The organism is Aestuariispira ectoiniformans, from assembly GCF_025136295.1.
Classification (GTDB): domain Bacteria; phylum Pseudomonadota; class Alphaproteobacteria; order UBA8366; family Aestuariispiraceae; genus Aestuariispira_A; species Aestuariispira_A ectoiniformans.
Window position 1 is genome coordinate 369,603 of record NZ_CP062788.1, and the last position, 26,465, is coordinate 396,067.

Below are 26,465 nucleotides of genomic sequence, written 5' to 3' on the forward strand. Positions count from 1 at the left end.
AGAATGACCGGTAGGTCAGTCGTCACCAAGCATTTTGGTGCAACCATCGTAGAGATGCTCTTTGTCCTTCAGATGCGGTCGCTGATGGTCCAGCGCCTCCAGCATCTGCAAGGCAGCAACGACACCCGCCCGCCCATGCGAACGCGGCCGCCATTCCGCCAGGACCGCCCCCGCCGGAACCATCTCTGCCGACAGAACCGGATTGGCAACCGGGATCGGCTGTTTATCGGTAAAGGGGTTCTCTTCCGCGGGGGGCCCGTTGTCGAAACCCTCCGTCGGCAACGGATGGGGCTTCATTTTGGGTCTGGCATGTTCCGACATTGCGCCTCTCCTTTCTGGATTGCTTCAACGTTCGGCATCGGTGAGTCTAGCATGATGAATGTTAAAGTTTTCTTCACATCCCCATGACCGATCCCATCGCCTGCCCCACCACCTGGACGAAGACTTATGAATAACTGGCCCTTGCCAGCCAACTGTTTTTCAACAATAGGTAGGTCTCAAAAAAGGGAAGTGGGCCAATCTGGGGGAAGGCATGCTGCAGTCATCAGTTATCTCGGAGAGAAATAATCTCCAGGCTATTATCTATCTCGTAGTCGGTATTTTTTCGCTCTCCATGATGGATGCCACCGCCAAATGGCTGGTCCACGCCAACTATGAGGTTGTGCAGATCCTGGCCGTTCGCGGCTGGATCGTAACCGCGATATTGCTGGTCTATGCGGTCTTCAACGGCGGCCTTCGCAAGCAGCTTTATACCAAGCGCCTGCGGGACCACGCTGTCCGGACGGCCTTTGCCTATCTGGCGCCTTTCTGCTTTTTCACCTCCCTGCAGACCCTGCCGCTGGCCGATGCCACGGTCATCTTCTTCGCCGCCCCCTTCATCATGACGGCGCTGTCCGTGCCTTTGTTCAAGGAAAAGGTCGGGCTGCATCGCTGGGCCGCCATCGTCATCGGCTTTATCGGCGTGCTGGTCGCCCTGCAGCCGGGCTCCGACGGTTTTCATCCCATGGCGCTGGTCGTCGTGGTCGGCTGTGTCTTCTATGCCGTGACCACCCTGGCGGTCCGCTGGCTGGGCAGCACCGAAAGCACCTTCAAGATTGTCTTCTATTTCAACTTCGGCGTGGCCCTGATCTCCACGATTTTCGCGCCGTTCGTCTGGGTTCCGATGACCTTGCTGGACATCGGCGTGGTGGCGGGAATGGCCGGGCTGGCGCTGTGCGGCCATGTCTTTGTCTCGCGCGCCTTCAACACCGGGCAGGTGGGCGTGATCGCACCCTTTGAATATTCCGCCCTTTTGTGGACGACCATCATCGGCTTCCTGATCTGGGACGACCTGCCGTCCAGCCAGGTCTGGTCCGGTGCGGTCATCATCATCGGCAGCGGTCTCTACATCATCCATCGCGAACGCCGCCAGAAAAAAGCCGCCACCCCCGCCAAGCGGCCCGCCTGAGGTCTGCCGCGCCGAAAGATTTGATTTGGCCGCGTCATAAAGCTGCGGTTCAATCCATTGTGTTGTGCCGTCACGTGGTATAAAGGTTACGGCTGAGAGGGCCGTATCGGCGCAGGGGCATACCGATACGGGATAGGTAACAACGTTTTTGGAGAGCGCCCTTGTCAAACGTCGCTGCGGGTGGCCTGACCCATCAAAACAGCTTTTCCTATGAAGAGCTTATCGAATGTGCAAAAGGCAAACTTTTCGGCCCGGGCAACGCCCAGTTGCCGATGCCGAACATGCTGATGCTCGACCGGATCGTATCCATCACCAAAGATGGCGGTGAGCACGGAAAAGGCCATATCCTTGCGGAACTGGATATCAAACCGGACCTGTGGTTCTTCGACTGCCATTTCGAAGGCGACCCCGTGATGCCGGGCTGCCTTGGCCTGGACGCCATGTGGCAGCTTGTCGGCTTCTTCCTCGGCTGGCTTGGTGGCCAGGGCAAGGGCCGCGCCTTGGGCGTTGGTGAGGTGAAGCTGTTCGAACAGGTTCTGCCGACCGCCAAGAAGGTCACCTACGAGATTAATTTCAAACGTGTCATCATGCGCCGCCTGATCATGGGCATCGCCGACGGGATCATGAAGGTGGACGGCAAGCCCGCCGCCGAAGTGAAAGACATGAAAGTCGGCCTGTTTGTGCCCGACGACGCGCAGTAATCAAACAGACGAACACCAGGGAGCACGCCAATGCGTCGAGTTGTCGTCACCGGGATCGGGATTGTTTCCAGTATCGGGAACAACCAGAACGAAGTCCTGGATTCACTGAAGGCCGGTCGTTCCGGCATCACGTTTAGTGAAGACTATAAGGAACGCGGGTTCCGCAGCCATGTCCATGGCGATGTGAAGCTGGATGTTGCCGACCATGTCGACAAAAAGCTTCTGCGCTTCATGGGCGACGGCGCGGCCTATAACTATATCGCCATGAACCAGGCCATCGAAGATGCCGGCCTGGAGGAAAGCGATGTCAGCAACGAACGCAGCGGCCTGATCATGGGTTCCGGCGGCCCCAGCACCAAAAACATGCTGTGGGCCTGGGACACGGCGCGGGAGAAATCCGCAAAACGCGTCGGCCCCTTCATGGTGCCGCGGACCATGTCGTCGACCAATTCGGCAACCCTGGCGACGCCGTTCCACATCAAGGGCGTGAACTACACCATCAGCTCCGCCTGCTCCACCTCGGCGCATTGCATCGGCAACGGCACCGAGTTGATCCAATGGGGCAAGCAGGACATCGTCTTCGCCGGTGGCGGCGAGGAACTGGACTGGACCATGACGGTTCTGTTCGACGCCATGGGCGCACTCAGCTCCAAATACAACGATGACCCGACCAAGGCATCCCGCGCCTATGACGCGGACCGCGACGGTTTTGTCATCGCAGGCGGCGGTGCGGTGGTGGTTCTGGAAGAACTGGAACATGCCAAGGCCCGTGGTGCCAAGATTTATGCCGAAATCGTCGGCTATGGCGCAACCTCCGATGGCTATGACATGGTACAGCCCTCCGGCGAAGGTGCGGTCCGCTGCATGAAGATGGCGCTGGACGGTCTTGACGACCCGGTTGACTATATCAATGCCCATGGCACCTCCACTCCGGTGGGGGACACCAAGGAACTGGGCGCGGTTCGTGAAGTCTTCGGCACGCGAAGCAACATGCCCGTAATCGGCTCCACCAAATCACTGACCGGCCACTCCTTAGGCGCAACCGGCGCGCAGGAAGCCATTTATTCCATGCTGATGATGCAGAACCGCTTTATTGCGGAATCCATCAATATCGAAAACCTCGACCCGGATGCGGACGGTATGAGTATTGCCACCCAGCGGATCGATGACATCGATATCAATCTTGCCCTGTCCAACAGCTTCGGCTTTGGCGGCACCAACTGCACTTTGGCCATGAAACGCTTCGCGGAGTAGGACGTCCATGTCTGATCAAGAACAAGAACAAAAAGGGGTTATGGCCGGAAAACGCGGTCTGATCATGGGAGTGGCCAACGACCACTCCATTGCTTGGGGAATTGCCAAAGCCTGTGCCGCGCAAGGGGCGGAACTGGCCTTTACCTATCAGGGTGAAACGGTGGAACGGCGCGTGCGTCCGCTGGCGGAATCGCTTGGCTCCAACTTCTGCGTGCCCTGCGATGTCTCCAGCGACGAAGACATCACCCGCGCCTTCAACGATATCGGAGAATATTGGGACAGCCTGGACTTCGTGGTCCATGCCATCGCCTATTCCGACAAGAACGAGCTGAAAGGCCGTTATGTGGATACCAGCCGGGACAATTTCTCCCGCACGCTGGACATCTCCTGCTACAGCTTCACCGCCGTTGCCAAGGCGGCGGAACCGATGATGAAGGACGGTGGCAGCCTGATCACGCTGACCTATTCCGGGTCGGAACGTGTCATGCCCTCCTACAACGTCATGGGTGTTGCAAAGGCGGCTTTGGAAGCCAGCGTGCGTTACCTTGCCATGGACCTGGGCCGCAACGGCATCCGCGTCAACGCCCTGTCGGCGGGACCGATGCGCACGCTTGCCGGGTCCGCCATCGGCGGGGCGCGCTTTGTCTATAACTGGCAGGCCGAAAACTCGCCGCTGCGCCGGAATATCAGCCTTGAAGATATCGGCAGCGCAGGCATGTATTTCGTGTCGGACCTGAGCGCAGGCGTCACCGGGGAAACCCATCATATCGACAGCGGTTACCATGTGATCGGCATGGCCGTTCCGGAAACGTGATCCGGGCCTTGACACCGGCCTGATTTTATCTGAAAGGTCCGCGCAAAAGTTGGGGCTTCCCCACCACCGCGCGGGCCTTTTTTGTATCGCCCGTCAGTCTTTGGGAGTTTTGCCATGCATCTGCTTGCGGCCACCCCTGGCGCCGTCGACGACGGTTCGGAAGCCATCGACCTGGGACAAACCCCGGGCGATATCGTCATCCTGACCGCCGCCGATACGGAAATCGCCTGTTTTGCAGCGGCCCAAGGGCAGATTCTGGCCGGCGACGGCGATGCCCCGCAGGTGCGCGTCGCGAACCTCCTGCATCTGGGTCACAACTATTCCGTCGACCTTTATGCCGAGGAAATTATCGCCAATGCGAAGCTGGTGATCGGACGCCTGCTGGGCGGGCGCGGCTATTGGGAATATGGCGTGGAACAGATCACCGCGCTCTGCCGCAAGAAGAATATCCCGCTGGCCTGGCTGCCGGGTGACGATCAGCCGGATGCGGAACTGGCGGGGCTGAGTTCCCTTTCCAAGGACGCCTCCCACCGCTTGTGGCAATATTGCGTACACGGCGGCGTGGACAATGCGGCCAACTTCCTGCGCTATGCAGGCACACTGATCGGTCGTGAGAATGACCAGTGGCAGGAACCCGCACCGCTTTTGCGCGCGGGCATCTACTGGCCGGGGTTGAGCCAGCCCGGTCTGGAAGACCTGCCGTGGAAGGAAGGCCGCCCGGTTGCCGCCATCACCTTCTATCGTGCATTGGTTCAGGCCGCCAACACCCGTGTGCTGGACCAGTTGATCGACGCGCTGGACAAGGCCGGGGTCAACGCCCTGCCGCTTTACGCCGCCAGCCTCAAGGACCCGGTGGTCGCCGCCACGGTGGAAGAACTATTGGTGCAGGCCGGGACCGGTATTGTGCTGAACGCCACCAGCTTTGCACTTTCCAAGCCCGGCGTGGAGAAATCCGAAACACCTTTCGACGCCTTGGACTGTCCGGTCTTCCAGGTGGTCTTCTCCGGCGGCAACGAGGAAATCTGGCGGGAAAACCTCAACGGGTTGAGCGCCCGTGACATCGCCATGAATGTGGCTTTGCCTGAAGTGGATGGCCGCATCCTGAGCCGCGCCGTCTCCTTCAAGGGCCTGTCCCGCAAGGATGAGAATATCCAGGCCGATATCGTCGAATATCAGCCGGTCAAGGACCGCTGTGCCTTTGTCGCAGACCTTGCCGCCAACTGGCTTGCCTTGCGCCACAAGGAGACCTCCGACCGCAGGGTAGCCCTGGTTTTTGCCAACTATCCCAACAAGGATGCCCGTCTTGGCAATGGCGTCGGGCTGGATACGCCCGCAGGGGCGATGAATGTGCTGCAGGCCATGCAGGACGATGGCTATGACCTGCTGATCCCCTTTGCCGACAGCGACGCCCTGATCAACCATCTGGCCGCCGGGCCGACCAATGCGGATATCAAAGGCCGCGAAATTCGTGAGACGCTGTCCTTTGCCGAATACCAGATGTTCTTCGCCAGCCTGCCGCAAGATGTGCAGGATGCGGTGACCGAACGCTGGGGCCCGGCAGAGACCGACCCCTTCTTCATACCCGGCGAGGTGGATTGCGGCAGGTTCGCGCTGCCCGCCTTCCGTCTGGGTAAAATCGTAATCGGGCTGCAGCCCGCGCGCGGTTATAACATCAATCCGGTGGAGACCTATCACAGCCCGGACCTGGTGCCGCCGCACGGCTATCTGGCTTTCTATGCGTGGCTCAGGAATGATTTCCGCGCCGATGCCGTTGTCCATATGGGCAAGCACGGCAATATGGAATGGCTGCCGGGGAAATCGGTTGCACTGTCGGAAAGCTGTTACCCGGAGGCGGTCTTCGGGCCGCTGCCCCATCTCTACCCCTTCATCGTCAATGACCCCGGCGAGGGCACGCAGGCCAAGCGCCGCGCCCAGGCCGTGATCATCGACCATCTGACACCACCGCTGACCCGCGCGGAAAGCTATGGACCTCTGAAGGACCTGGAACTGCTGGTCGATGAATATTTCGAGGCCGCAGGTGTTGACCCTCGTCGTCTGAAAATTCTGAAAAAAGAGATTTTGGAACTGACCCGCCGTATCGGGCTGGACAAGGACTGCGGTATGGACCAAAGCGCATCCGAAGACGATGCGCTGGCGCAGCTCGACAATTACCTCTGCGAGTTGAAGGAACTGCAGATCCGCGACGGGTTGCATATCTTCGGGTCCTCCCCGGAGGGCGATCTGCTGGATAACCTGCTCGTCGCCTTGGCGCGGGTGCCGCGCGGCACGGCTGATGGCGGCGATGCCTCCCTGCTGCGCGCGCTGGCAAAAGACCTGCACATGCCCGACAGCTTCGATCCCTTGGACTGTGAAATGGGCGCTGAATGGACCGGCCCGCGTCCGGCCATCCTGGAAAGCCAAAGCGAGGCCTTGTGGCGCACGAATGGCGACACGGTGGAGCGGATGGAACTGCTCTCGCTGGCGATGGTGCAGGGCAAGGCGGAAGCCCCCGGTGAACGCAGCGCCGCCGTTCTACAGGCAATCCAGGACAAACTGCGTCCGACGGTGGAAAGCTGCGGTCCGTCGGAACTCGACGGCATCCTGACCGGTCTGGACGGGCGTTTCGTCGCCCCCGGCACCTCCGGTGCGCCGACACGCGGACGGCCCGACGTTTTGCCCACCGGGCGCAATTTCTATTCGGTCGATACCCGCACGGTGCCGACGCCCGCCGCCTGGACGCTGGGCTGGAAGTCCGCGCAGTTGCTGGTGGAACGCTATGCCCAAGACAATGGCAATTACCCCAAGCGTCTGGCACTCAGCGCCTGGGGCACGGCCAATATGCGTACCGGCGGTGACGACATCGCCCAGGCATTGGCGCTGATGGGGGTTCGTCCCACCTGGGACAGTGCATCGCGCCGTGTCACCGGTTTTGAAATCCTGCCGCTGGATATCCTGGACCGTCCACGGGTGGATGTAACTTTGCGTATCTCCGGCTTCTTCCGCGACGCCTTCCCCGGCCTGATCGATCTGGTGGACAGTGCCGCACGTGCGGTTGCGCAACTGGACGAGGCCCCGGCGGACAATCCGCTCGCCGCCAACTGGCTGGCGGAACGGGAAGAACTGGCGAAATCCGGCCTCGACGAGGAAAGCGCCGCCAAGCGGGCAGGCGCGCGCGTCTTCGGCTCCAAACCCGGTGCCTATGGCGCGGGGTTGCAGGCGCTGATCGACGAAAACGGCTGGGAAAGCGAAGACGATCTGGCACGCGCCTATGTGGCCTGGGGCGGTTATGCCTATGGCGCGGGTGCCACCGGCGAGGCGGCCCACGGGCTGTTTGAGCGCCGACTGGCACAGGTGGAGGCGGTCCTGCACAACCAGGACAACCGCGAACATGACCTGTTGGACAGTGATGATTACTACCAGTTCGAAGGTGGGATGACGGCGGCGGTTCGTATGCTGTCGGGCAACCAGCCGACGGTCTATCACAACGACCATTCCCGCCCTGAAAGCCCCAAGATCCGCACGCTGGAAGACGAGATCGGCCGGGTCGTGCGCGCCCGCGTGGTCAATCCCAAATGGATCGATGGCGTGATGCGCCACGGCTACAAGGGGGCCTTCGAGATGGCCGCCACGGTGGATTATCTATTCGCCTTCGCGGCCACGGCAAAATGCGTCTCCGATCATCATTTCGATGCGGTCTACGAGGCCTATCTACAGGATGAAAAGGTCCGCGACTTCCTGGAGAGCCATAACCCGGAAGCCCTCAAGGATATCGCCGACAAACTGCGCGAGGCGCTGGACCGGGGGCTGTGGTCCACCAAACATAATTCGGCCTTCGACGAATTGGGCGGCCTGGGACGCAAGGGGCGGCTGTCATAGACGGCAAAACCGCCGGTGACATTCATCACAGGACAGGCGCGGATTTTGTGTTACATTGAATCAATCGGTAATGCTTCGTTAATCTGGTTTGGATAAAGTGCCGCCATGGTATCGACGACTTTGACAAACGCCCTGTCCGGACTGACTGCCGCCACTACCCGTGTCGGCGCGACCTCCAATAATATTGCCAACCAGCGCACGGTGGGTAAACCGGGTGCGACCGAAGGCAGCGAACAGGTCTATCAGGCACGGGACGTTGTCCAGAGCAGCGTGGAGCCCAGCGGCGGCACCCGGGCACAGGTCGTGAACCGTCAGCCCGAAGGCGGCCTGCTCGCCTATGACCCCACATCGCCGCTCGCCAATGACGAAGGTCTGGTCGAGGCACCGAATGTGGACCTGGGCCGGGAATTCACCGACCTGATCCAGTCGAAAAACGCCTATTCAGCCAACCTGAAGGTCCTGCAGACGCAGGAAGACCTGGAACGCGAAGTCACCGACATCATCAGCTAACGGCTATTCCGTCACGGCACGATCAGCGAAAGCGGCGGCCGCACCAGCCCTTTTTGGCATGGCCGGGCGGGCAGAAACGCCTTCTGCGGTCATCGCGATAGCCATAGTCATCATCATGCCCGTGCCTGCGGTCGTCATAATGATCATCATGGCGATGATGATGCTCATCCACGCCGACAACAACACGGGGATAGGTCTTCACCACAGGGCGGCGGTCGCTGGCCGTCACCGTACAGGCCGACAGCATAACGACAGCCAGGGCGACAAGAAGTACATGTTTCATACCGATCATAGTCACTACTCCCGTTAAAACCCGATGGGGTTGGGAGGACGTTATGAAACGATCAGGCCGTTTTTTTCGAAGCACAAAAAACACGCGGCCCATCAAGAACCGCGTGCCCTTTGAAAGTGAAGAAAGAATGGATCAGCAACGACCCTTTTTATGCTGGCCCGGCGGGCAGAAGCCGCCCTCATCCTTATCATGGTCGCGGTCATAATCGTGGTCGCGATCGCGGTCGTGATGACCGTCGTCGCCGACTTCCACTTCAACGCCCGGAACCTTCACCTTGGCTTTGTCCGTGCGGGCCGTCACGTTGCAGGCGGACAAAAGAACCGCAGCAACGCCGACGAGAAGCAAATGTCTTGTCCTGATCATATTAAAAAACTCCAATTACTGTCCCCAATGGGCCTTTTAAACTGATTATATGAACAAATTGGGGCGTCTTTTCTGTGACAACGATCACCCCAGCATATCATGCCAGGGGTTATGGTCGCGGTAATTTTCCTTGGCGGCCTCCTGATGGCGCGTGGCATAGCAATAGGCACAACCATGCGGGCAGGTGTCATAGGCCCCTATATCGCGGCTTTCAGCACAAAGGCAGCCGGGCCGGTTCCCCTTCTGTTTTGCGGAAAACAGCCGCCCGCCGACATCCACCAGACGCTTTGCATCAATGCAGGCCGCCGGCACAAGGTCATCGGTCAGCAGGTCGGGCTGTGCACAGAGCGTCGCCTTCATGCCGTGTTTTTTGGCCACGACCGCCAATTTCGACAGAAGGTCCTGTTTTTCCTCGAATGGCGGGTCGGTCCAGTGAAAGCCGCTTTTCAGGGCAGCCGCATCCATATTGCGCTTGGACTTGGCATAAACATGCATGAAGGACATGACGACCTCATCCACCACCCCTTCCAAAGCACCCGCCAGGGCTTCGAAATTCACCAGATGCCAGTGCGGCGGGGTGATATCGCTGACCACAACCGGGTCATAGCGCCAGACCACCGCACGCGACCCCAGATGATCCGCCAGCGTCTTCATGTCTTCCAGGGCCTTATGCGCCGGGATCACACTGGTCTCGATCGCACGCGGATAATTGGTAACGGTGAATTGCACCACCATCGGGCCGGTCAGGCGGATTGCCTCCAGATGGTCCATCAGGGGCCGGATATTCCGGGTCCAGAAAACAAAACCATCCACGTTTTCCGGGGCCAGCGAAACGTCGAAGAGCTGCCCGCCATAGGGGTTTTTCACCCGGCAATAGCCCTCCCGCAGCCGGTTCATGAACCAGTCCGCATAAAAGGCCGGAATATCGGTCTTATAGCTGGCGGAGATGATCATTCGGGATTTACCCCTCCAAATGCCCGTTCTCAGCGTCAAATAAAGGTCGTCATGCGCTGACTTGATCCGCCTACCCACGATGAGTTTGCCCTCGTGGGTGCTCGTGTCGAGCACGAGCATGACGGATTGTGTTACGTCGTTGTCTTCAAAAACTCTTCCGTTGACCGGGTCAGCGGGCCCGGAAGATTATCCAGATCATACCAGCCCATGTCTTCCAAGGCTTCCGGTTCCATCACTTTAGGCTCTCCGTCGACAATATCAGCCCGATAAACGGCATTGACCCAATGGGAACTGCCGTCGTCGGCGATCTGGTCCACCAGACAGGCAAGCCCGGTCAGGCGGATTTTCACCCCGGCTTCCTCCTCGATCTCGCGGACGACCGTATCCTCAACGGTCTCGCCCCACTCCACCTTACCGCCCAGGATGCCCCAATGACCGGCCTCGGGATCGCGTTTGCGACGGGCCAGAAGGATCTGCCCCCCGGCATTGAAAATCGCCGCCCCACAGCCCACGCGGGGCCAGTTTACCATATCCATCTACCTCACCCATCCTGTTGTTGGCCGATGCCCCGCATCATCCGTATTATGGTTGCGATTTCAACACTATGCCAGCATACGAAATTCCGTTGCTCGACACCGGCGGGAAAAGCTGTTTTTCTTTGCTTTCAGGTCAGTTGCACGCTACGACTGGCGCTGAAGCATTTGTTTTGGTGGAGGCCATGAATGTCGGACCGGTCGTTGGATGATCTGCGTCGTGAAATCGACGATATCGACAACGCTATGCACGACCTGCTGATGCGGCGGGCCGATGTGGTCGCACATGTGGCCGGTGCGAAGGGCATTGCCAAGCGGGGAGACCTGCCGATCCGCCCTGCGCGTGAGGCTGCCATGCTGCGCCGCCTTGCCGCCCGTCATCGCGGCCCCTTCCCGTTCGAGGCGCTGGCGCGTATGTGGCAGGAAATGATCGCCGCCTTCACCCAGTTGCAGAACCAGTACAATATCGCCGTCTTTGCCGACGACGAACATGCCTCCATGTGGGACCTGGCGCGCGACCAGTTCGGTGCGCAGACGCCGATCACCGCCTATCCCAACACCCGCGAGACATTGAACCAGATTTCCCAGGGCAATGCGGCAGTGGCCGTTCTGCCGCTGCCGACGGAAAAGAACGCCTATCCCTGGTGGACGGCTCTTTGTGTGCAGGATGCGCCGAAGGTGATCATGCGCCTGCCCTTTTCCGGGGTCGGCAACGTCCGCGGGGAAAAGATGGAGGCGCTGGCTGTTGCCCATCTGGACGGCGAGCCGACCGGGCGTGACCGTACGCTTCTCGTGATCGAGACCGCCGACACGCTCAGCCGGGCGGCGCTGACCGAGATGCTGAACAAAGCCAAGCTGTCCCCCAGCTTCATCGTTTCCGCAGAGGCCTCCGGCTGGATGCATCTGGTGGAACTGAAAGAATTCCTGGAACCCAACGACACCCGTCTGGACCATCTGGGAATGCGCGATGCGGTGCAACGCACCCATATCATCGGCTATTATGCGGACATCATCCAAAAGTCCGACTTCGTAAAAATAAATAGCTGATAACCCCGACTACTCTGAAAATTTAATCCGGCTCTGAACCCTGTAAGGAGATATCTCATGCCGCTCGTGCCGCGACCGGGAATTGAAAAAGCCCCGCTTTACATTCCGGGAAGCCATTCTGTCGAAGGCATTGCCGACCCTGCAATTCTCTCTGCCAACGAGAATCCGCACGGCGCAAGCCCTTTGGCACGCGAAGCCTATATGAAGGCCGCCGCGAGCATGCAACGATACCCCGACGGGGGAGCCACAGAATTACGCAATGCGATTGCCACCCGCAACGGGTTGGACCCGGACCGCATCGTCTGCGGTGCCGGATCGGACGAGATCATCACCATGCTGACCCGCATCTTCGCGGGTCCCGGCGATGAAGTGCTTTATTCGGAACACGGCTTTCTGATGTATCCGATCAACGCGCTGCAGGTGGGGGCGACACCGGTCAAGGCGCCGGAAACCGACCTGCGCACCGATGTGGATGCCTTGCTGGCCCATGTGACGGACAAGACGAAGATCGTCTTCGTTGCGAACCCGAACAACCCGACGGGCAGCTATCTGCCGACCGACGAGCTGCGCCGTCTGGCGAACGGGTTGCCGGAAAATGTCCTGCTGGTGATCGACGCGGCCTATGCGGAATATGTGGTCCGCAACGACTATACCGCAGGCCCGGACCTGGTGGATGAATTCCCCAACGTGGTCATGATGCGCACCTTCTCCAAGATCTATGGTCTGGCGGCGGTGCGTCTGGGCTGGTGCTATGCACAGCGTCCGGTGATCGACCTGATGAACCGGCTGCGCAGCCCGTTCAACCTGTCCACCACGGCCCAGGCCGCCGGGACCGCCGCCATGCAGGATATCGCCCACACCGAAAAGGCCATTGCCCATAACAGCCAGTGGCTCAGCTATCTGAGCGAAGAGCTGAAAAAGCTGGGCATCGAAGTGCCGCCGTCGGTGGGCAACTTCCTGATCGCCGGTTTCGGGACCAAGGAGACCGCGGACGCGGCCTATGCCTTCCTGAAACAGCGTGGCGTGATCGCCCGTCAGATGGGTGGCTATGGCCTGGCGGATTATATCCGCATCACCATCGGTCTGGAAAAGGACTGCCGGTTATGCGTCGACATATTGAAAGATTTCAAGGGATAGACGACCCATGTCACCCCAATTTGAAAAAGTAACGCTGATCGGGCTTGGCCTGATCGGCTCCTCGCTCGCCTGGGCCATGAAACGTGGTGGTCTGGCCGGGCATATCGCAGGCGCGGCCCGCAGTGCGGAAACCCGTGCCAAATCTCTGGAACTGGGCTTTGTGGACAGCGTATCCGACGATATGGCCGAGGCCGTCAAGGATGCCGACCTGGTCGTGATCTGCACGCCTCTGTCCGCCTATACCGCCGTTGCCCGGGCCATCGCCCCGCATCTGAAGGATGGCGCGATCGTCTCCGATGTCGGCTCCTGCAAGCGCAGCGCCATCGACGATGTGCAGCAATATCTGCCGGACCATGCCCATTTCGTCGCCGCCCACCCGATTGCCGGCACGGAAAACTCCGGCCCGGAAGCGGGTTTTGCCGAACTCTTCGACGGACGTTACCTGATCATTACGCCAACGTCGGGGACGGACGGGAAGGCCCTGGAACGGGTCAAGCGGCTTTGGGAAACGATTGGCGCGATTGTGGAGATCATGTCACCGGAACATCATGACCGGGTCTTCGCCATCACCTCCCATCTGCCGCATCTGATCGCCTACACCATTGTCGGCACGGTCGCGGACCTGGAGCATCAGCTCGCCCGCGAACATGTGACCGACGAGGCACTGGTGCGCACCAACGAGGTTGTCCGCTTTTCCGGCAGTGGCTTCCGCGATTTCACCCGGATCGCAGGTTCCGACCCGACCATGTGGCGGGACGTGTTCCTGAAAAACCGGGAGGCAACGCTGGAAATGCTGGGCCGCTTTACCGAGGACCTGGTCGCCCTGCAGCGGGCCATCCGCTGGGGCGAGGGGGAAAAGCTGCATGACTGGTTTACGCGCACCCGCGAAGTACGCCGGAAGGTCCTGACGGAACCCGCCCGCGCCCCGCAGGTGGACTGGAAAGAAAACCAGAAAACCAGCTCGGATTCCGACTAGGAACCTGTTCGGGCGGGTATGCGCCTATTGAGCGGCTGGGGCTTTCGGCGGCCCCAGCTCCTCCACCACCACCGGCGCTGTGGGCACCGGCGTGATCTTGTCGCCTGCGGGCGGCATCAGTTCCTTCGGCACCGGCCCACGATCCGCCTCCTCGGGGGGTGGAGATATCCTGACCGGCGCTTTCGCCGGCGCGAATACCGGCGGGATGGAGGCCAGTTGCAGCGGCCCCAAAAGCAGATTTCCCTGTTGCAGAACGATCGGGATATCCGCAGCAGGCCGCCCGTCTGCGGTTTTGCCAAAGGAGAACAGCCGCGCGCCGGCGGCGGCCAGCCGGGCCACCTTTTTCTCAATCAGACCGCGCGCACCGAATTCCTCCAGGGTTTCCGCCAGACCGGCCACCTGCCCGTCCAGCTTGCCATCCAGCCGCAGGTCCTTGTCCAGCGCCAGACGGCCCTGTCCCTGCAGGCCAAGCGTGCCCCATTCCACCTTCAGCCAGTTGATATCCAGTCGCCCGCCATTGGCCTGCCAGCGTGTCAGGCTGTCCTGCAGGTCCGATTGCGGGAAAGGCTCGACGATATTGATCTTCGCCTGAAATTCCTTCAGCCCCCGGCCCAGGGGGTTGTCCCAGGCTTTCGGCAGGATCAGTTTGGTCACCTTGGTCCGCAGGCTGGCGGCAAGGTCACCACCGGCGGCAAGCTGGTCCACATTCAAATAAAGATAGTCGGCGCGGACATGCTCATCCAGCATCGGTGCCGCCCCGTCCAGCTTCACCAGTTCCAGTTCCACCCCGGAAAGCTGCCCCTGAAGGTCGAAATGGGTCAGGACATCCGCGCGATCCGCCGAGAGAACCATATCGACCATGCGCCCGTCCAGCGGCAGGCTAAGCCCCTGTTCACCACGAAGCGATCCGCGGAAGTTCAACGGCTTCCAGGGCTGGGCGGAAAGTTCGACCTGTTGCCCCTGCCAATGCCAGTTCTGTTTGGAATCAGTCACCGCAACCGACGGGAAGGTCACGCGGATGATGCCCGGAAAACCGGTGACGGCCGGCTCCGCATAGTGCACATCCACCGCCTCGCTGCGCCAGCCGTCGAGCTGTTCTTCGGCAAAGGCGGCAAGCTTCTGCGCGCCCCAGAACCAATAGCCGGTATAGGCGGCCAGTGTCGCGGCGGAGACCAGAATGATAATCCAGAACGGGCGATTGCTTTTCATGGCATCTCTGTACCACCAACCCCGGCCAAGACCAACCTGCAATGGGATTAATTCGACAAGGCGGCTTCTCTGTCGTATGAGAGGGCAGACAACAATCAGCAGGGGGAATAGCCATGACGGGGAAACATTCAGGATCGTGCCTGTGCGGCGGTGTCACGTTCGAAATTACCGGCGAGTTCAAGAACTTCTTTCTCTGCCATTGCAACCGCTGCCGCAAGGGCACCGGCACGGTTCATGGCGCCAACCTCTTCGCCCAGCCGGCCGAGCTTACCTGGCTCAGCGGGGAGGATCAGGTCCGTGTCTACCACCTGCCCGGCACCCGCCATGCCAAAAGCTTCTGCACCACCTGCGGCTCGGCCCTGCCGGGGCGGGATGCGGCAAGCGGACTTGTGGTCGCGCCCGCAGGCAGCCTGGACAGCCCGGTTACAATCGAACCCAGCGCCCACATCATGATGGCCGACAAGGCCGACTGGGAAGAGGCCCTGAAAGACGCGCCCCAATTCGACAAATACCCGGAATAGAAAGCGCGACGGCAACAACGCGCGCCTACGAAGAACAGGTTTCCCTCAGCCAGTTTCGGAACAGCCGGGCGGCGGGCGAGAGGGTCCGCGCGCGGGAATGGACCAGATAGTCGTGAAAGCCGGTCTCAAAGACAAATTCACCGACCGGCACCAGCGCACCGGATGCCAGAAGATCGCCAATCATGAATTCCCAGCCCAGCGCCACGCCCAGCCCTTCCTGCGCCGCATTCAGCGTCAGGGTTACCTGATTCAGGGTCAGGGCCTTGCCCGGCGGCGCGTAATCGACCCCGAAATGCCGGAACCAACTGGGCCAGTCCAGGCAGTTCCAGGCACGGGAATCCAACTGAATCAGAGGTAACCCGGTCAGGTCTTCGACCTTGTGGACCGGCGGCAGGTCAAAATCGCTGGCCGCGATGGGGCGAATGCGCTCTGCAAAAAGTGGTGCCGCCTCCAGGCCGCCCCAGTTGCCCGCACCATAGAGAATGCCGAAATCATGCTCGATCACGCTGTATTCGTCGATCGCATTGCTGGCATGGATATGGACCATGATCTCTGGATGGACGCGGTTGAATTGGACCAGCCGGTTGAACAGCCAGTAATGGGCCACGGCCTGCGTCGCAATGATCGAGACAACCGGTTGGTCCCGCCCCGCCTCGAGCCGGGACAATGTCGCCCCCAGTTCATGCAGGAGCGGCCGCACCGTTTCCAACAACTCCCGCCCGGCCACGGTCAGAACAAGCCCGCGGGGATGACGCTCGAACAGGGCAACCTGCAACCGGTCCTCCAGGGCGCGGATCTGTTTGCTGACGGCCCCCTGGGTCAACGATAAATCCCGCGCGGCAGAACTGACCTGGCCATAGCGGGCCACCGCCTCGAAGGCCACGAGCAATTCCGTAGGGGGAAGTCGGCGCAGGTTATACATGGTCGAAACCGGTTATTTGATATTCCAAAATGGATACCATTTATCTGAATTTATCACCAGCTTAAGGCCATTAATTAACATCGATATTCCCACATGGAATGATCATGGACGAACTTTCCATAGGCACGGCGGTCACTGTTTCCTAATGTCAGCCCTGTGACACCTTTCTGCCCAAATGATCGTCTATCCGAATGCCACGCGTCAGCGGAACCCGCAGTTAAAACAAGCGAAAACGGATAAAAGAATGAAACGGACAACCCGAAAACTGGCACATCTGGCGATCCTGGGCAGTGCATTTTTCCTTACAGGCCTATCCGCCGGCCAGGCGCAGGAACTGAACGCCGCGGCGGCAAAATGGGAAGACAAGCTGGACGCACGGATCGGCGTGGAACTGCGTGAAATCAGCTCCGGCTGGGCCTTGGAGCATCGCGCGGATGAACGCTTTCCAATGTCCAGCACCTTCAAGGTTCTGCTTTGCGGAGCGGTATTGGCGCGCGTGGACGCAAGCGAGGAAGACCTGACCCGGCGGATCACCTACACCAAGGGGGACCTGGTCACCTATTCCCCGGTAACGAAAGAACATGTGGAAGACGGTATGACCATTGGTGAGCTTTGTGAGGCGACACTCACCACCAGCGACAACACGGCGGGCAACCTGCTGTTAAACAGCATTGGCGGCCCCAAGGGCCTCACCGCCTTCCTGCGCAGCATCGGCGATGACACCACGCGCCTGGACCGCTGGGAAACCGCACTGAACGAAAGCACGCCGGGGGACGAACGGGACACGACCACGCCCGCAGCGATGGTGAAAACCCTCAACACGCTTTTGTTTGCCGACGTCCTGCGCCCGGAATCCTCAGCCCGGCTGCGCGGCTGGATGATTGACGACAAGGTCGCGGATGCTCTGATCCGGGCAAACCTGCCGGACGGCTGGGTAATCGGTGACAAGACCGGCGCGGGCGGTCATGGATCACGCGGGATTACGGCCTTCCTACAGGATGAAAATGGCCGGACCTATCTGGCGGCCATCTATCTGACCGACAGCAAGGCGGATTTTCCCCTGCGCAACAAGGTGGTGGCCGAAATCGGCAAGGCGATGATCGACGAGATCGCCGCACGATAGCCGCCCCGGTCTGTTCAGCCTGTTTGGGAGCGAGGCAAAGATGATGACACAGAAATCCGCATTGTCAGTGGGGCTTGTCCCGCTTCATCGGTTCACCCTGGCCCCCTTTGCCTCCTTCCTGGACGTCTTGCGCCTGGCCGCAGACAAGGGCGATCGCAGCGAACAGCGCAATTGCAACTGGACCGTTACCGCGCCAGGCGCCAGCATGGTGACCTCCAGTTCCGGCGTGCGGATCGCAACCGACCGTCAGCCTCCCGACCCGCGCCAATTCGACTATATCGCCGTTTTCGGCGGACTGCTGGACGTCGGTACGGAAATCACCCCGGAGATGCACGACTATCTGCGGCGCGCCGACGACATGGGCATCCCCCTGATCGGGGTGTGCACAGGCTCCTATGCATTGATGAGTGCGGGGCTGATGAAGGAGCGGCGCTGTTGCGTGAACTGGTTCCATCACCGCGACTATCTCAAACTTTGTGACGATGAGATGCTGGAAACCGGGCAGCTTTTTCTGGAGGACAGCGATCGCATCACCTGTGCGGGCGGAGCCGGGGCGGCGGATCTGGCACTTTGGCTTGTCGACCGCCATCTGGGCAAACGCTGGACACGGGCATCCATGAACTCATCCGCGACCTGCGTCTGGGACTCGCCCGCAACCTGATCATCAATACCCGCCAGTCAATCACCGACATCACCTATGAATGCGGCTTTTGCCATCACGGCCATTTCCGCAACCTCTTCAGCCGCAAATACGGGATCACCCCGAAGAAATTGCGCAATGAGCGGAGAGACGACGGGGCGGAAGACCTGTCCAGCATGGGGGGGGGCAGACGGGTTTTGCGGTGAATAGCACAGATAATCACCGCATGATTTGCGGTTATTATCTTGGCTTTGAGTTAAAGCGAGAGGCCAATCTCAGCGCTCTGACCAACGATGTGGTGAAATCCTCCGCGATTGAAGGTGAGGCCTTAAACCCGGAGGAGGTTCGTTCGTCCATTGCCCGTCGCCTGGGCATCGACATTGCCGGGCTCGTCCCCGCCAGCCGCGATGTGGAAGGCACTGTTGAAATGATGCTGGATGCCACGCAGCAATTCTCGACTCCTCTGACACAAGACCGATTGTTTGACTGGCATGCGGCCCTTTTCCCAACCGGGCGCAGCCGAATGCAGCGTATCGCAGCGGCTCAATGGCGACGCCCCGATGCTGGCCCCATGCAGGTGGTTTCCGGCCCGATCGGCCATGAGACAATTCATTTTGAAGCGCCGCATGCAGACCGGCTGGATAAGGAAATGCGGGCATTCCTCGCATGGTTCGACAACGGCAAGGATATTGATCCTGTGCTCAAAGCCGGGATTGCCCATCTCTGGTTCGTAACGATCCACCCCTTCGACGACGGCAATGGCCGAATTGCCAGAGCAATCGGCGACATGGCGCTGGCCCGTGCCGACGGGACATCGGATCGTTTCTACAGCCTTTCCACGCAGATCGATTCCGAGCGGAAGGACTACTACGACCAGTTAGAAAGGCAACAGCGAAGCGCCCCGGAAATCACCGGCTGGTTGGAATGGTTTCTGGACTGCCTCGGGGGCGCCCTTTCCAATGCGGAGGCAACACTAGGTAATGTGCTGTTCAAAGCGGCTCTTTGGGACAGGATCAATGAGAATCCCGTCAATGATCGCCAACGCCGGATCATCAACCGGATGCTGGCCCCCGATTTCAAAGGCTATATGAATACCTCCAAATACGCCAAGCTGGCGAAATGTTCAAACGACACAGCCCTGCGGGATATCCAGACGCTCAAAGAACGCGGCATCTTCATTCAAAACCCGGGCGGCGGACGAAGCACCAGTTACAGACTGCCTGACAAGGTGGAGAAACCGATTGATGGATCCCGTTACCGTCCAGAAGAAAATTGAGAGTGCCTATCCGAAATGTCCTTTAATTATGAGTAAGGCAAATATGCGAACTACTCCCAAAAAAAACCGCCCTCGCAGGCGGCTTTCCTAGTTCCGAAAATCGCCTGAAATCTAATCGAACAGGGCGTCGATGTCGTCCTGGCTGATGCGTTCTTCGGGCAGGGCCGGGCCGTGCATGGGTTCGCCGGCGTCGGCAGGCGGGGCTGCCTCTTCCGGGAGGAGGCCCTTGAACAGCTCGCTGCCGCCCCAGATTTCCATCATCTTCTTGATGCGCTCGTCGATGAAATTCATCGTGTTGACGACTTTGGTGATGCGCTGGCCGGTGATGTCCTGGAAGTTGCAGGCCTCGAATATGTTGATCACCTGCTCGCTCAACTCGTCCAGGATGGCGGCGTCGCCCTCCTCCAGAGACAGGTCGGCGCGCATGCGATTGCCCAGGTCCTCGATGGTCTCTGCCGCCTGGATGATACTGTCGGTGGCCGCCTCGGTATCCTTGACCACCGCGCCCAGTTCCAGGCTGGCGGCAAAAATCTTATCCTTGTCCGCCTCGTTATTCGCCAGCATGGCGATTTCTTTTTTGGTCTCGTCGATTGCGTCCGACAGTTCCTGGAGGTCCCGGCGCAGGTTGGCAGCCTCCGCCACCTGGCTTTTATATTCCTCCATCACGCCGGAATCCATCTGGCCGCCGCCGACCTTTTCGGCGATCTTTTCTTCCAGATGCCCCAGTTTTTCAAGGTCCTGACGCAACAGGTCGATGGCTTCCATCGTCTCCTGATGACGTTCTTCCGCGCGGGCGTCGCCTCCGGTGGCCAATGAGCCGCCCTCGTCTCCCGCCTTCATGGCCGAGCCACGACTGCGTTCAATTGTAAATTTTTTTCTGTTGTGCGCGTTTTGAGCCAATCGTCATCTCCCGACCAAAACCAATACTGCGCCCCCCTCATTCGTATTTCAGCAGCAAATCCGGTGATCACCTTACTACAGTCCTACGCGGAAATGGTTAAAAAACGAAGTAGATTTTAGGTAACTCAGGTATGGTCGGCCTATTGCGCCATCAGCTTTTCAACCTGGGAGGCCAGCTCCTGATATTCCGGCGCGCCGGGGTCCAGGTTCGCCATGGCACGGTCGAACAATGCCTTGGCCCCGTCCCGGTCACCACCGCGCAACCGCGCCATGGCGGAGAACCACAGGGCCTCCATATTGTTCGGGTCCAGTTCCACCACCCGCGCCATCAGCTCTGCACTTTCATCGGTCGGCACATTTCCGGCAAAGCCCCGGATCGCCCGCGCCTTTTCCAGCATCATGGCCACATTGTCGGGCTGGCGGGCCAGGATATGGTCATAGGCGGCCAGGGCCTCCTGATCGCGTTTGAGAACCACCAGGGCACGGGCCAGACGGGACCAGCCCTGGATATTGTCCGGCTCACCCTTCATGCGTTCCGCCAGGCCATCAACCATGGAAACGATCACCTGCTGACGATCTTCCGGGTTCATGTCCTTCATGGATTCAATCTGCTCGGGGCTCAACATCGGGGCGGCCTTCGGGGTCGCGGCAACCTTGGCCGGTTCGGGCAGGCGGTCCGAAATATCCTTGTCCAGTTCCTCGGCAACCGACAGCGCCGCATCCCGGACATTGGGCAGCCAGACCGCATCCGCCGGGGCGGATTGCGCCAGTGTGATCAGCATATCGAGGGATTTTTCGCGGTTGCCCGCCTGATATTCACCGCGCGCCAGATAAAAGGCCGCACGCGGATCGCCGGGGGCCAGTTCAAGCGCATCCTTGAAGGCGGCCTGCGCCTTTTCGGTGACCGTACCGTCGGCGGCATAGACCAGCGCCTCGCCATAGGCGGACTGGAAGCCCGCCTTCGGATCAAGGGCCGCCGCCTTGCCATAGGCGTCCGCCGCCTCTTCAAACCGCTGTAGCGTCATGAGCGAACGGCCCAGCATCGCCCAGCCCTGCAGGTCGTCGGGATTTTCCTTCAACCGCGCCTGCAGGTTTTCCAGCGCCTTTTTGATATTCGGCATGCCGCCCTGGGCAAGGCGGCGTTCGGCATCGCGTTCCGCAAAGGGCCGGTCGGGCATGCCCGGATTGCCAATGTTGAGATAGACCGCCGTCGCACCCAGAGGCAGAAGCACCGCAATCACCACGGCCAGCGCCACCGCACGCCCCGCACCGACGGCCTTGCCATCCTTCCGGCGCACCTTGTCGACCGCCAGAATACGGCGGGAGATTTCCGCCTCGGCGGCTTCGGCCTCTGCCCCGTTGAGGACACCGCGTTCGCGTTCGCGGGCGATTTCCTTCAACTGGTTCTTGTAGACCATCATGTCATAGTCTTCGGTCGCAATATCCCCGTCGCGGTTCTTGCGCAACAGGGGCAGCGTCAACAAAGCCAGAACCAGAACCGTGAGACCGGCGGCCACCAACCAAAACGTCATGCGGGTTACTTATCCTCGTCTAAAATCGCTTTCAGGCGGTCACGTTCCGCCTGGGTGAGGGCCTTGTTGGCAAGGGTGCCCGCCTCCTCTGCTTCCTGGCGGCGTCCCCGGAACCAGAGCAGGATCGCACCAGCACCAAACAGCAGGAACAGGGCCGGGCTGCCCCACAGGATGAAGGTTTCCGCATTGAACGGCGGCTTCAGCAGCACATAATCCCCATAGCGGGCAGTGATATAACTGACGACTTGCTCATCCGTGTCTCCCGCCTGCAGGCGTTCGCGCACGATAATGCGCAGGTCCCGCGCCAAATCCGCATTGGAATCGTCGATCGACTCGTTCTGGCAGACCAGACAACGCAGCCCTTCCGAGATGTCCCTTGCCCGCGCCTCCAGTTTGGGGTCGGCCAGAATTTCATCCGGCAGGACCGCGCCTGCCATCTGTGGCACAAGCGCCAGCGCCAGAACCAGGAAGAAGGCTTTCACCCGGCCATGGATCATTTGTTCAATTCCTTCAGCAGCGGCAGAATATCCTGGTCCAGGTTCCGCTGTTGCAAGGGCGCCGCAATCTTGTAGCGGATACGCCCCTGGGCATCGATCACATAGGTTTCCGGCACGCCATAAACGCCCAGATCAATCCCTGCGCGGCCCTTCTGGTCGGAGCCGACCGTGGCATAGGGGTTGCCCAGCTTGTCCAGCCAGGCCTTGGCGTCTTCCGGCTTGTCCTTCCAGTTGAGCGCATTGACCTTCACGCCATATTGCTTGGCGAGCTTGGTGATAATCGGGTGTTCCGCCCGGCAGGGTACACACCAGGAGGCAAAGACGTTGATGATCTGCGCCTTGCCTTTCAGGTCCGCCGTCTTGAGCCCCGGCATGTCGTCCAGCAGTGGCGGCACATCCAGATCAGGCAGCGGCTTGTCGATCAACGCGGAGGGCACCTGGGTCACATCCCTGCCCAAACCGAAATAGAAATACCCGGCCAGCCCCATGAACAGGGCGAGAGGCACCAGGAAAACAAGGCGTCGTTTCATCATCGAAGTCATTTCCACAATACCCTTATTCCGCAGGCGCAGGCCGTGCGGCGGCCCGGCTGCGCGTGGGTGCACCGATCCGCAGGCGGCGGTCACTCAGGGACACAAAGCCGCCCAGAACCATCAGGCCTATCCCGCTCCAAAGCCAGGGAACCAGCGGTTTATGGTAAATCCGCGTGACGTAACCGCCGCTGTCGGATTTATCCCCGATCACCGCATAGAGGTCGAACCAGCTCGACGTTTCGATCGCCGCCTCGGTGGTTTCACGACCGGTTGACATATAGCGCCGTTTCTCCGGCTCGAAGACGGCGAAGACCTGACCGTCCTTGCGGACGGTATAGGTGCCGCGCATGGCCACATAGTTGGGCCCCGGTACCTCGCGCACGTTGTCCAGCGTGAATTCATAGCCCGCCAGGTCCACCGTCTCGCCCGGCTTGAGGGAAACAACCTTTTCAGACGTCAGCATCGACGCGCCCGTGGCCCCGGCCACCAGCACGGCCACGCCCAGATGGGCCAGCGTCATGCCCCAGGCCGCCCGGCTCAATTTGGTGATCCGGCGCAGGGTACCTGCCACGCCAGCGCGCGGCCAACCGGCGCGTTTCGCCAGCTCTACCAGCGTCGACAGCGCCAGCCAGATCGCCACGAAGAGGCCGATCAGCGCATAGGCATCGCGGCCCCAGACCGCAATCGCGCTGACCCCGGCGACGATCACCGTAATCAGGAAGGCAAAGCGCAGACGCTGTGCGGCGGCCATCAGGTCGCCCCGTTTCCAGGCCAGCAGCGGCCCCACGCCCATCGCCAGCAACAGCGGCAGCATCAGCGGCACGAAGGTCATGTTGAAAAACGGCGGTCCAACAGAAATCTTTTCGCCCCCGGTCATTTCCAGGATCAACGGGAAGACCGTACCGAAGAAGACCACGCCGCAGGCCCCGGTCAACAGCAGGTTGTTGAGCAACAGCGCACCTTCGCGGCTGATCGGCTGGAACATGCCGCCGCCTTTGAGGGCAGGCGCCCGCCAGGCGTAAAGCGTCAGGCTGCCGCCAATGGAGATCACCAGGAAGGCCAGGATGAATACGCCGCGTTCCGGGTCATTGGCAAAGGCATGCACGGAATTGATCACGCCGGAACGGACCAGGAAAGTACCAATCAGGCTGAGCGAAAAGCCGATGATCGCCAGCAGGATGGTCCAGCTTTTCAGCGTATCGCGCTTTTCCACCACGATTGCCGAATGCAACAGGGCTGTCGCCACGAGCCACGGCATGAAGGAGGCGTTTTCCACCGGGTCCCAATACCAGAAGCCACCCCAGCCCAATTCGTAATAGGCCCACCAGGACCCCAGGCCGATCCCGGCGGTCAGGAAGGACCAGGCGAGCAATGTCCAGGGACGGACCCACCGGGCCCAGGCCGCGTCGACCTTGCCCTCGATCAGGGCGGCGACGGCGAAGCTGAAGGCAATCGACATGCCCACATAGCCCACGTAAAGCATGGGCGGATGGAAGGCGAGTCCCGGGTCCTGCAACAGCGGGTTCAGGTCGTTGCCCTCCAGCGGTGCCGGAAGCAGGCGCTCGAACGGGTTGGAGGTCAACAGCATGAACAGCAGGAAGCCGACCGAAATCATCGCCTGGACGGAGAGCGTACGCGCCTTGAGCGCCGGGGGCAGATTGCCACCGAACAGGCTGACGAGCGCCCCGAACAGGGTCAGCACCATCACCCAGAGCAGAAGCGAGCCTTCGTGGTTGCCCCAGACGCCGGCGACCTTATAGAGCATCGGTTTCAGGGTATGGGAATTCTCCGCCACATTGAGCACGGAAAAGTCGCTGGTGACATAGGCATGGGTCAGCGCGCCAAAGGCCACCGCCACGCAAAGAAACTGCGCCAGCGCCGCCGGACCGGCGACGGCCATGGCCCGTCCGTCCCGCATCTCCGCGCCCCAAAGGGGGATCACTGCCTGGAATACGGCCGCCATCAGGGCCAGGATCAGGGCGTAATGGCCCAGTTCCGCAATCATTCGCTCTCTCCCTCTGCATGGCGCCATGTACCGGCGCGTTTCATCGCCTCGACTGCCTCGGGCGGCATATATTTCTCGTCATGTTTGGCCAGAACTTCACTGGCGACGAAAACGCCCTGGCCGTTCAACTGGCCCAGGGCGACGACGCCCTGCTTTTCACGAAACAGGTCGGGCAAAACACCACTATAGGTTACCGGCACGCTTTCCACCAGATCCGTCACCTTAAAGCGGGTCGTTACGCCATCGGCGGCTTTTTCGACGCTCCCCTCGGCCACCAGCCCGCCCAGACGGAAGGTCTGGCCCGGCTCGACGGCCTTTTGCGCCACTTCGCTGGGGCCGAAAAAGAAGGTGATGTTATCCTGCATGGCGACCAGCACCAATGCAGTCGCAATGCCCAGCATCGCCAGACCAGCGATGACGGCATACATCCGCGCCCTTTTGCGGGTTGCGGCCCGGGATCTGCTCATGCGGCCTCCTTGCCAGGACGTTGGGTGGCGCGCTTGTCCTTGCGGCGCGTGCGGGCCACCTGCAGGGCCTTTAATGTATTTTCGTTCCGACGCCAGGAAATCCAGGAACTCACCAGAAGCGCAATCATGACAACCAGGGCCAGGCCATAGGAGGACCAGACATAACCGGCATAACCACCCATATGGAAAAATTCACTCATTCCGTAGCTCCCATAATGCGTAATGTTCTGATTTTCGCCGCCGCGATCTCACCGCGCAGGCGCAGGACCAGCGTCACCAGATAAAACAGGGTGAAAGCCCCCATCAGGGTGAAAAGCGGCTGCAGCATTTCCGCCGGCATGCTCGGCCCGTCCATACGCAGCAGGCTTGCCGGTTGATGCAGGGTATTCCACCAGTCGACGGAGAATTTGATGATCGGCAGGTTCACGACGCCGATCAGGGTCAGGATCGCCGCCGGTTTCGCCCCGCGTTGCGGATCGTCAAAGGCATTGATCAGCGCGATATAGCCCATATAGAGGAAGAACAGGATCAGGACCGACGTCAGCCGCGCGTCCCAGACCCACCATGTGCCCCACATCGGCTTGCCCCAAAGCGAGCCGGTCGCCAGGCACAGGAAGGTAAAGCCCATGCCGATCGGCGCACTGGCGCGGGCCACAAGATCGGCCAGCGGATGTTTCCAGATCAGCGAACTGGCGCTGGCGCCTGCCATGACCGCATAGATCATCACCGCCATATAGGCCGCAGGCACATGGATATACATGATGCGGACCGTGTCGCCCTGCTGATAGTCCACCGGCGAGGCCACAAGTGCCAGATAGAGACCAAGGCCCAGCAACCCGGCACAGCCGACAGCAGCGAAAGGCATGATCGCGTTGGCGATCTTCATGAAACGGGTAGGGTTCGCGAATCTATGCATGGGCCTTCTTATAACCGATC

General features: G+C 60.3%; 29 protein-coding genes. 14 read left to right on the forward strand and 15 right to left on the reverse strand.

Going from position 1 to position 26,465, the window contains the following annotated elements; all coding sequences use genetic code 11:
• Positions 1–15: 15 nt before the first annotated feature.
• Complete coding sequence (locus tag IF205_RS01765; RefSeq protein WP_259781570.1) at positions 16–321, reverse strand: hypothetical protein; 306 nt, start codon at positions 319–321, stop codon at positions 16–18.
• 211 nt (positions 322–532) lie between these two features.
• On the opposite strand from IF205_RS01765, the gene IF205_RS01770 reads away from it, so the two are divergent.
• The 6 genes from IF205_RS01770 to IF205_RS01795 all read left to right on the forward strand — a co-directional run bounded on the left by IF205_RS01770 (position 533) and on the right by IF205_RS01795 (position 8,602).
• Positions 533–1,447, forward strand: coding sequence for a DMT family transporter (locus IF205_RS01770; protein ID WP_259781571.1), 915 nt, complete (start codon positions 533–535; stop codon positions 1,445–1,447).
• A 161-nt stretch (positions 1,448–1,608) separates the two neighbouring features.
• Positions 1,609–2,148 carry a bifunctional 3-hydroxydecanoyl-ACP dehydratase/trans-2-decenoyl-ACP isomerase gene (fabA, locus tag IF205_RS01775; RefSeq protein ID WP_259781572.1) on the forward strand — a complete coding sequence of 180 codons (540 nt, stop codon included), beginning with the start codon at positions 1,609–1,611 and terminating at the stop codon, positions 2,146–2,148.
• A 30-nt stretch (positions 2,149–2,178) separates the two neighbouring features.
• Positions 2,179–3,402: a beta-ketoacyl-ACP synthase I gene (fabB, locus tag IF205_RS01780; protein WP_259781573.1), complete on the forward strand. Its 1,224-nt coding sequence runs from the start codon at positions 2,179–2,181 to the stop codon at positions 3,400–3,402.
• Between the two features lie 7 nt (positions 3,403–3,409).
• Entirely contained in the window at positions 3,410–4,216 is an 807-nt protein-coding gene (locus tag IF205_RS01785; protein WP_259781574.1) for an enoyl-ACP reductase FabI, read from the forward strand.
• Between the two features lie 114 nt (positions 4,217–4,330).
• Complete coding sequence (cobN, locus tag IF205_RS01790; protein ID WP_259781575.1) at positions 4,331–8,092, forward strand: cobaltochelatase subunit CobN; 3,762 nt, start codon at positions 4,331–4,333, stop codon at positions 8,090–8,092.
• Positions 8,093–8,197: 105 nt separating this feature from the next.
• A complete protein-coding gene (locus IF205_RS01795) occupies positions 8,198–8,602 on the forward strand; it encodes a flagellar basal body rod protein FlgC (protein WP_259781576.1) in 405 nt (134 codons plus the stop codon).
• Positions 8,603–8,624: 22 nt separating this feature from the next.
• On the opposite strand, the gene IF205_RS01800 is transcribed toward IF205_RS01795, so the two are convergent.
• The 4 genes from IF205_RS01800 to IF205_RS01815 form a co-directional block, all read right to left on the reverse strand.
• Entirely contained in the window at positions 8,625–8,894 is a 270-nt protein-coding gene (locus tag IF205_RS01800; RefSeq protein WP_259781577.1) for a hypothetical protein, read from the reverse strand.
• A gap of 132 nt (positions 8,895–9,026) precedes the next feature.
• Positions 9,027–9,257 carry a hypothetical protein gene (locus tag IF205_RS01805; RefSeq protein ID WP_259781578.1) on the reverse strand — a complete coding sequence of 77 codons (231 nt, stop codon included), beginning with the start codon at positions 9,255–9,257 and terminating at the stop codon, positions 9,027–9,029.
• 84 nt (positions 9,258–9,341) lie between these two features.
• The gene (locus IF205_RS01810; RefSeq protein WP_259781579.1) at positions 9,342–10,211 is read right to left on the reverse strand and encodes a DUF1848 domain-containing protein; all 870 of its coding nucleotides are present in this window, start codon (positions 10,209–10,211) and stop codon (positions 9,342–9,344) included.
• A gap of 131 nt (positions 10,212–10,342) precedes the next feature.
• The gene (locus IF205_RS01815; RefSeq protein WP_259781580.1) at positions 10,343–10,747 is read right to left on the reverse strand and encodes an NUDIX domain-containing protein; all 405 of its coding nucleotides are present in this window, start codon (positions 10,745–10,747) and stop codon (positions 10,343–10,345) included.
• 186 nt (positions 10,748–10,933) lie between these two features.
• Here IF205_RS01815 and IF205_RS01820 point away from each other — a divergent pair, with 186 nt between their 5' ends.
• Genes IF205_RS01820 through IF205_RS01830 form a run of 3 tightly spaced genes read left to right on the forward strand, consistent with a single transcriptional unit; the run spans position 10,934 to position 13,904 of the window.
• Positions 10,934–11,791 (forward strand): chorismate mutase, encoded by an 858-nt coding sequence (locus IF205_RS01820; RefSeq protein ID WP_259781581.1) that lies wholly within the window; start codon positions 10,934–10,936, stop codon positions 11,789–11,791.
• A 57-nt stretch (positions 11,792–11,848) separates the two neighbouring features.
• Positions 11,849–12,928, forward strand: coding sequence for a histidinol-phosphate transaminase (gene hisC, locus IF205_RS01825; RefSeq protein ID WP_259781582.1), 1,080 nt, complete (start codon positions 11,849–11,851; stop codon positions 12,926–12,928).
• Positions 12,929–12,935: 7 nt separating this feature from the next.
• The gene (locus IF205_RS01830) at positions 12,936–13,904 is read left to right on the forward strand and encodes a prephenate/arogenate dehydrogenase family protein (RefSeq protein WP_259781583.1); all 969 of its coding nucleotides are present in this window, start codon (positions 12,936–12,938) and stop codon (positions 13,902–13,904) included.
• A 24-nt stretch (positions 13,905–13,928) separates the two neighbouring features.
• Here the strand turns inward: IF205_RS01830 and IF205_RS01835 are convergent, their stop codons facing one another.
• A complete protein-coding gene (locus tag IF205_RS01835; RefSeq protein WP_259781584.1) occupies positions 13,929–15,113 on the reverse strand; it encodes a DUF2125 domain-containing protein in 1,185 nt (394 codons plus the stop codon).
• A 113-nt stretch (positions 15,114–15,226) separates the two neighbouring features.
• Between IF205_RS01835 and IF205_RS01840 the strand changes: the two genes are divergently transcribed.
• Positions 15,227–15,634 carry a GFA family protein gene (locus IF205_RS01840; protein ID WP_259781585.1) on the forward strand — a complete coding sequence of 136 codons (408 nt, stop codon included), beginning with the start codon at positions 15,227–15,229 and terminating at the stop codon, positions 15,632–15,634.
• 25 nt (positions 15,635–15,659) lie between these two features.
• On the opposite strand, the gene IF205_RS01845 is transcribed toward IF205_RS01840, so the two are convergent.
• A complete protein-coding gene (locus tag IF205_RS01845) occupies positions 15,660–16,556 on the reverse strand; it encodes a LysR substrate-binding domain-containing protein (RefSeq protein ID WP_259781586.1) in 897 nt (298 codons plus the stop codon).
• Between the two features lie 244 nt (positions 16,557–16,800).
• On the opposite strand from IF205_RS01845, the gene bla reads away from it, so the two are divergent.
• The 4 genes from bla to IF205_RS01860 are packed head-to-tail and all read left to right on the forward strand — an operon-like array spanning position 16,801 to position 19,595.
• Complete coding sequence (gene bla / locus IF205_RS01850; protein WP_259781587.1) at positions 16,801–17,679, forward strand: class A beta-lactamase; 879 nt, start codon at positions 16,801–16,803, stop codon at positions 17,677–17,679.
• Positions 17,680–17,719: 40 nt separating this feature from the next.
• The gene (locus IF205_RS01855; protein ID WP_259781588.1) at positions 17,720–18,340 is read left to right on the forward strand and encodes an AraC family transcriptional regulator; all 621 of its coding nucleotides are present in this window, start codon (positions 17,720–17,722) and stop codon (positions 18,338–18,340) included.
• Positions 18,250–18,525: a helix-turn-helix transcriptional regulator gene (locus IF205_RS20615; protein WP_375542667.1), complete on the forward strand. Its 276-nt coding sequence runs from the start codon at positions 18,250–18,252 to the stop codon at positions 18,523–18,525. The genes IF205_RS01855 and IF205_RS20615 overlap by 91 nt, the downstream gene beginning before the upstream one ends.
• Complete coding sequence (locus IF205_RS01860; RefSeq protein WP_259781589.1) at positions 18,522–19,595, forward strand: Fic family protein; 1,074 nt, start codon at positions 18,522–18,524, stop codon at positions 19,593–19,595. The genes IF205_RS20615 and IF205_RS01860 overlap by 4 nt, the downstream gene beginning before the upstream one ends.
• Before the next feature lie 111 nt (positions 19,596–19,706).
• Here the strand turns inward: IF205_RS01860 and IF205_RS01865 are convergent, their stop codons facing one another.
• From IF205_RS01865 to IF205_RS01900, 8 genes are all read right to left on the reverse strand, one after another.
• The gene (locus IF205_RS01865) at positions 19,707–20,495 is read right to left on the reverse strand and encodes a hypothetical protein (protein WP_259781590.1); all 789 of its coding nucleotides are present in this window, start codon (positions 20,493–20,495) and stop codon (positions 19,707–19,709) included.
• Between the two features lie 140 nt (positions 20,496–20,635).
• Positions 20,636–22,027, reverse strand: a complete 1,392-nt coding sequence (gene ccmI, locus IF205_RS01870; protein WP_259781591.1) for a c-type cytochrome biogenesis protein CcmI — start codon at positions 22,025–22,027, stop codon at positions 20,636–20,638.
• A gap of 5 nt (positions 22,028–22,032) precedes the next feature.
• A complete protein-coding gene (locus tag IF205_RS01875) occupies positions 22,033–22,524 on the reverse strand; it encodes a cytochrome c-type biogenesis protein (protein ID WP_259781592.1) in 492 nt (163 codons plus the stop codon).
• The gene (locus tag IF205_RS01880) at positions 22,521–23,066 is read right to left on the reverse strand and encodes a DsbE family thiol:disulfide interchange protein (protein ID WP_259781593.1); all 546 of its coding nucleotides are present in this window, start codon (positions 23,064–23,066) and stop codon (positions 22,521–22,523) included. The genes IF205_RS01875 and IF205_RS01880 overlap by 4 nt, the downstream gene beginning before the upstream one ends.
• A gap of 13 nt (positions 23,067–23,079) precedes the next feature.
• Positions 23,080–25,062, reverse strand: a complete 1,983-nt coding sequence (locus IF205_RS01885) for a heme lyase CcmF/NrfE family subunit (protein ID WP_259781594.1) — start codon at positions 25,060–25,062, stop codon at positions 23,080–23,082.
• Positions 25,059–25,529, reverse strand: coding sequence for a cytochrome c maturation protein CcmE (gene ccmE / locus IF205_RS01890; protein WP_259781595.1), 471 nt, complete (start codon positions 25,527–25,529; stop codon positions 25,059–25,061). The genes IF205_RS01885 and ccmE overlap by 4 nt, the downstream gene beginning before the upstream one ends.
• A complete protein-coding gene (gene ccmD, locus IF205_RS01895) occupies positions 25,526–25,729 on the reverse strand; it encodes a heme exporter protein CcmD (protein ID WP_259781596.1) in 204 nt (67 codons plus the stop codon). Before ccmD ends, ccmE begins: the two co-directional genes overlap by 4 nt.
• Positions 25,726–26,445: a heme ABC transporter permease gene (locus IF205_RS01900; protein ID WP_259781597.1), complete on the reverse strand. Its 720-nt coding sequence runs from the start codon at positions 26,443–26,445 to the stop codon at positions 25,726–25,728. The genes ccmD and IF205_RS01900 overlap by 4 nt, the downstream gene beginning before the upstream one ends.
• Positions 26,446–26,465: the final 20 nt, after the last annotated feature.

Excerpts from the sequence above, each read along its gene's own strand:
- IF205_RS01765 (WP_259781570.1), bottom strand. The coding sequence starts at position 321 with ATGTCGGAACATGCCAGACCCAAAATGAAGCCCCATCCGTTGCCGACG.
- IF205_RS01770 (WP_259781571.1), top strand. The coding sequence starts at position 533 with ATGCTGCAGTCATCAGTTATCTCGGAGAGAAATAATCTCCAGGCTATT.
- fabB (WP_259781573.1), top strand. The coding sequence starts at position 2,179 with ATGCGTCGAGTTGTCGTCACCGGGATCGGGATTGTTTCCAGTATCGGG.
- IF205_RS01785 (WP_259781574.1), top strand. The coding sequence starts at position 3,410 with ATGTCTGATCAAGAACAAGAACAAAAAGGGGTTATGGCCGGAAAACGC.
- cobN (WP_259781575.1), top strand. The coding sequence starts at position 4,331 with ATGCATCTGCTTGCGGCCACCCCTGGCGCCGTCGACGACGGTTCGGAA.
- IF205_RS01795 (WP_259781576.1), top strand. The coding sequence starts at position 8,198 with ATGGTATCGACGACTTTGACAAACGCCCTGTCCGGACTGACTGCCGCC.
- IF205_RS01800 (WP_259781577.1), bottom strand. The coding sequence starts at position 8,894 with ATGATCGGTATGAAACATGTACTTCTTGTCGCCCTGGCTGTCGTTATG.
- IF205_RS01805 (WP_259781578.1), bottom strand. The coding sequence starts at position 9,257 with ATGATCAGGACAAGACATTTGCTTCTCGTCGGCGTTGCTGCGGTTCTT.
- IF205_RS01810 (WP_259781579.1), bottom strand. The coding sequence starts at position 10,211 with ATGATCATCTCCGCCAGCTATAAGACCGATATTCCGGCCTTTTATGCG.
- IF205_RS01815 (WP_259781580.1), bottom strand. The coding sequence starts at position 10,747 with ATGGATATGGTAAACTGGCCCCGCGTGGGCTGTGGGGCGGCGATTTTC.
- IF205_RS01820 (WP_259781581.1), top strand. The coding sequence starts at position 10,934 with ATGTCGGACCGGTCGTTGGATGATCTGCGTCGTGAAATCGACGATATC.
- hisC (WP_259781582.1), top strand. The coding sequence starts at position 11,849 with ATGCCGCTCGTGCCGCGACCGGGAATTGAAAAAGCCCCGCTTTACATT.
- IF205_RS01830 (WP_259781583.1), top strand. The coding sequence starts at position 12,936 with ATGTCACCCCAATTTGAAAAAGTAACGCTGATCGGGCTTGGCCTGATC.
- IF205_RS01835 (WP_259781584.1), bottom strand. The coding sequence starts at position 15,113 with ATGAAAAGCAATCGCCCGTTCTGGATTATCATTCTGGTCTCCGCCGCG.
- IF205_RS01840 (WP_259781585.1), top strand. The coding sequence starts at position 15,227 with ATGACGGGGAAACATTCAGGATCGTGCCTGTGCGGCGGTGTCACGTTC.
- IF205_RS01845 (WP_259781586.1), bottom strand. The coding sequence starts at position 16,556 with ATGTATAACCTGCGCCGACTTCCCCCTACGGAATTGCTCGTGGCCTTC.
- bla (WP_259781587.1), top strand. The coding sequence starts at position 16,801 with ATGAAACGGACAACCCGAAAACTGGCACATCTGGCGATCCTGGGCAGT.
- IF205_RS01855 (WP_259781588.1), top strand. The coding sequence starts at position 17,720 with ATGATGACACAGAAATCCGCATTGTCAGTGGGGCTTGTCCCGCTTCAT.
- ccmI (WP_259781591.1), bottom strand. The coding sequence starts at position 22,027 with ATGACGTTTTGGTTGGTGGCCGCCGGTCTCACGGTTCTGGTTCTGGCT.
- IF205_RS01875 (WP_259781592.1), bottom strand. The coding sequence starts at position 22,524 with ATGATCCATGGCCGGGTGAAAGCCTTCTTCCTGGTTCTGGCGCTGGCG.
- IF205_RS01880 (WP_259781593.1), bottom strand. The coding sequence starts at position 23,066 with ATGACTTCGATGATGAAACGACGCCTTGTTTTCCTGGTGCCTCTCGCC.
- IF205_RS01885 (WP_259781594.1), bottom strand. The coding sequence starts at position 25,062 with ATGATTGCGGAACTGGGCCATTACGCCCTGATCCTGGCCCTGATGGCG.
- ccmE (WP_259781595.1), bottom strand. The coding sequence starts at position 25,529 with ATGAGCAGATCCCGGGCCGCAACCCGCAAAAGGGCGCGGATGTATGCC.
- ccmD (WP_259781596.1), bottom strand. The coding sequence starts at position 25,729 with ATGAGTGAATTTTTCCATATGGGTGGTTATGCCGGTTATGTCTGGTCC.
- IF205_RS01900 (WP_259781597.1), bottom strand. The coding sequence starts at position 26,445 with ATGCATAGATTCGCGAACCCTACCCGTTTCATGAAGATCGCCAACGCG.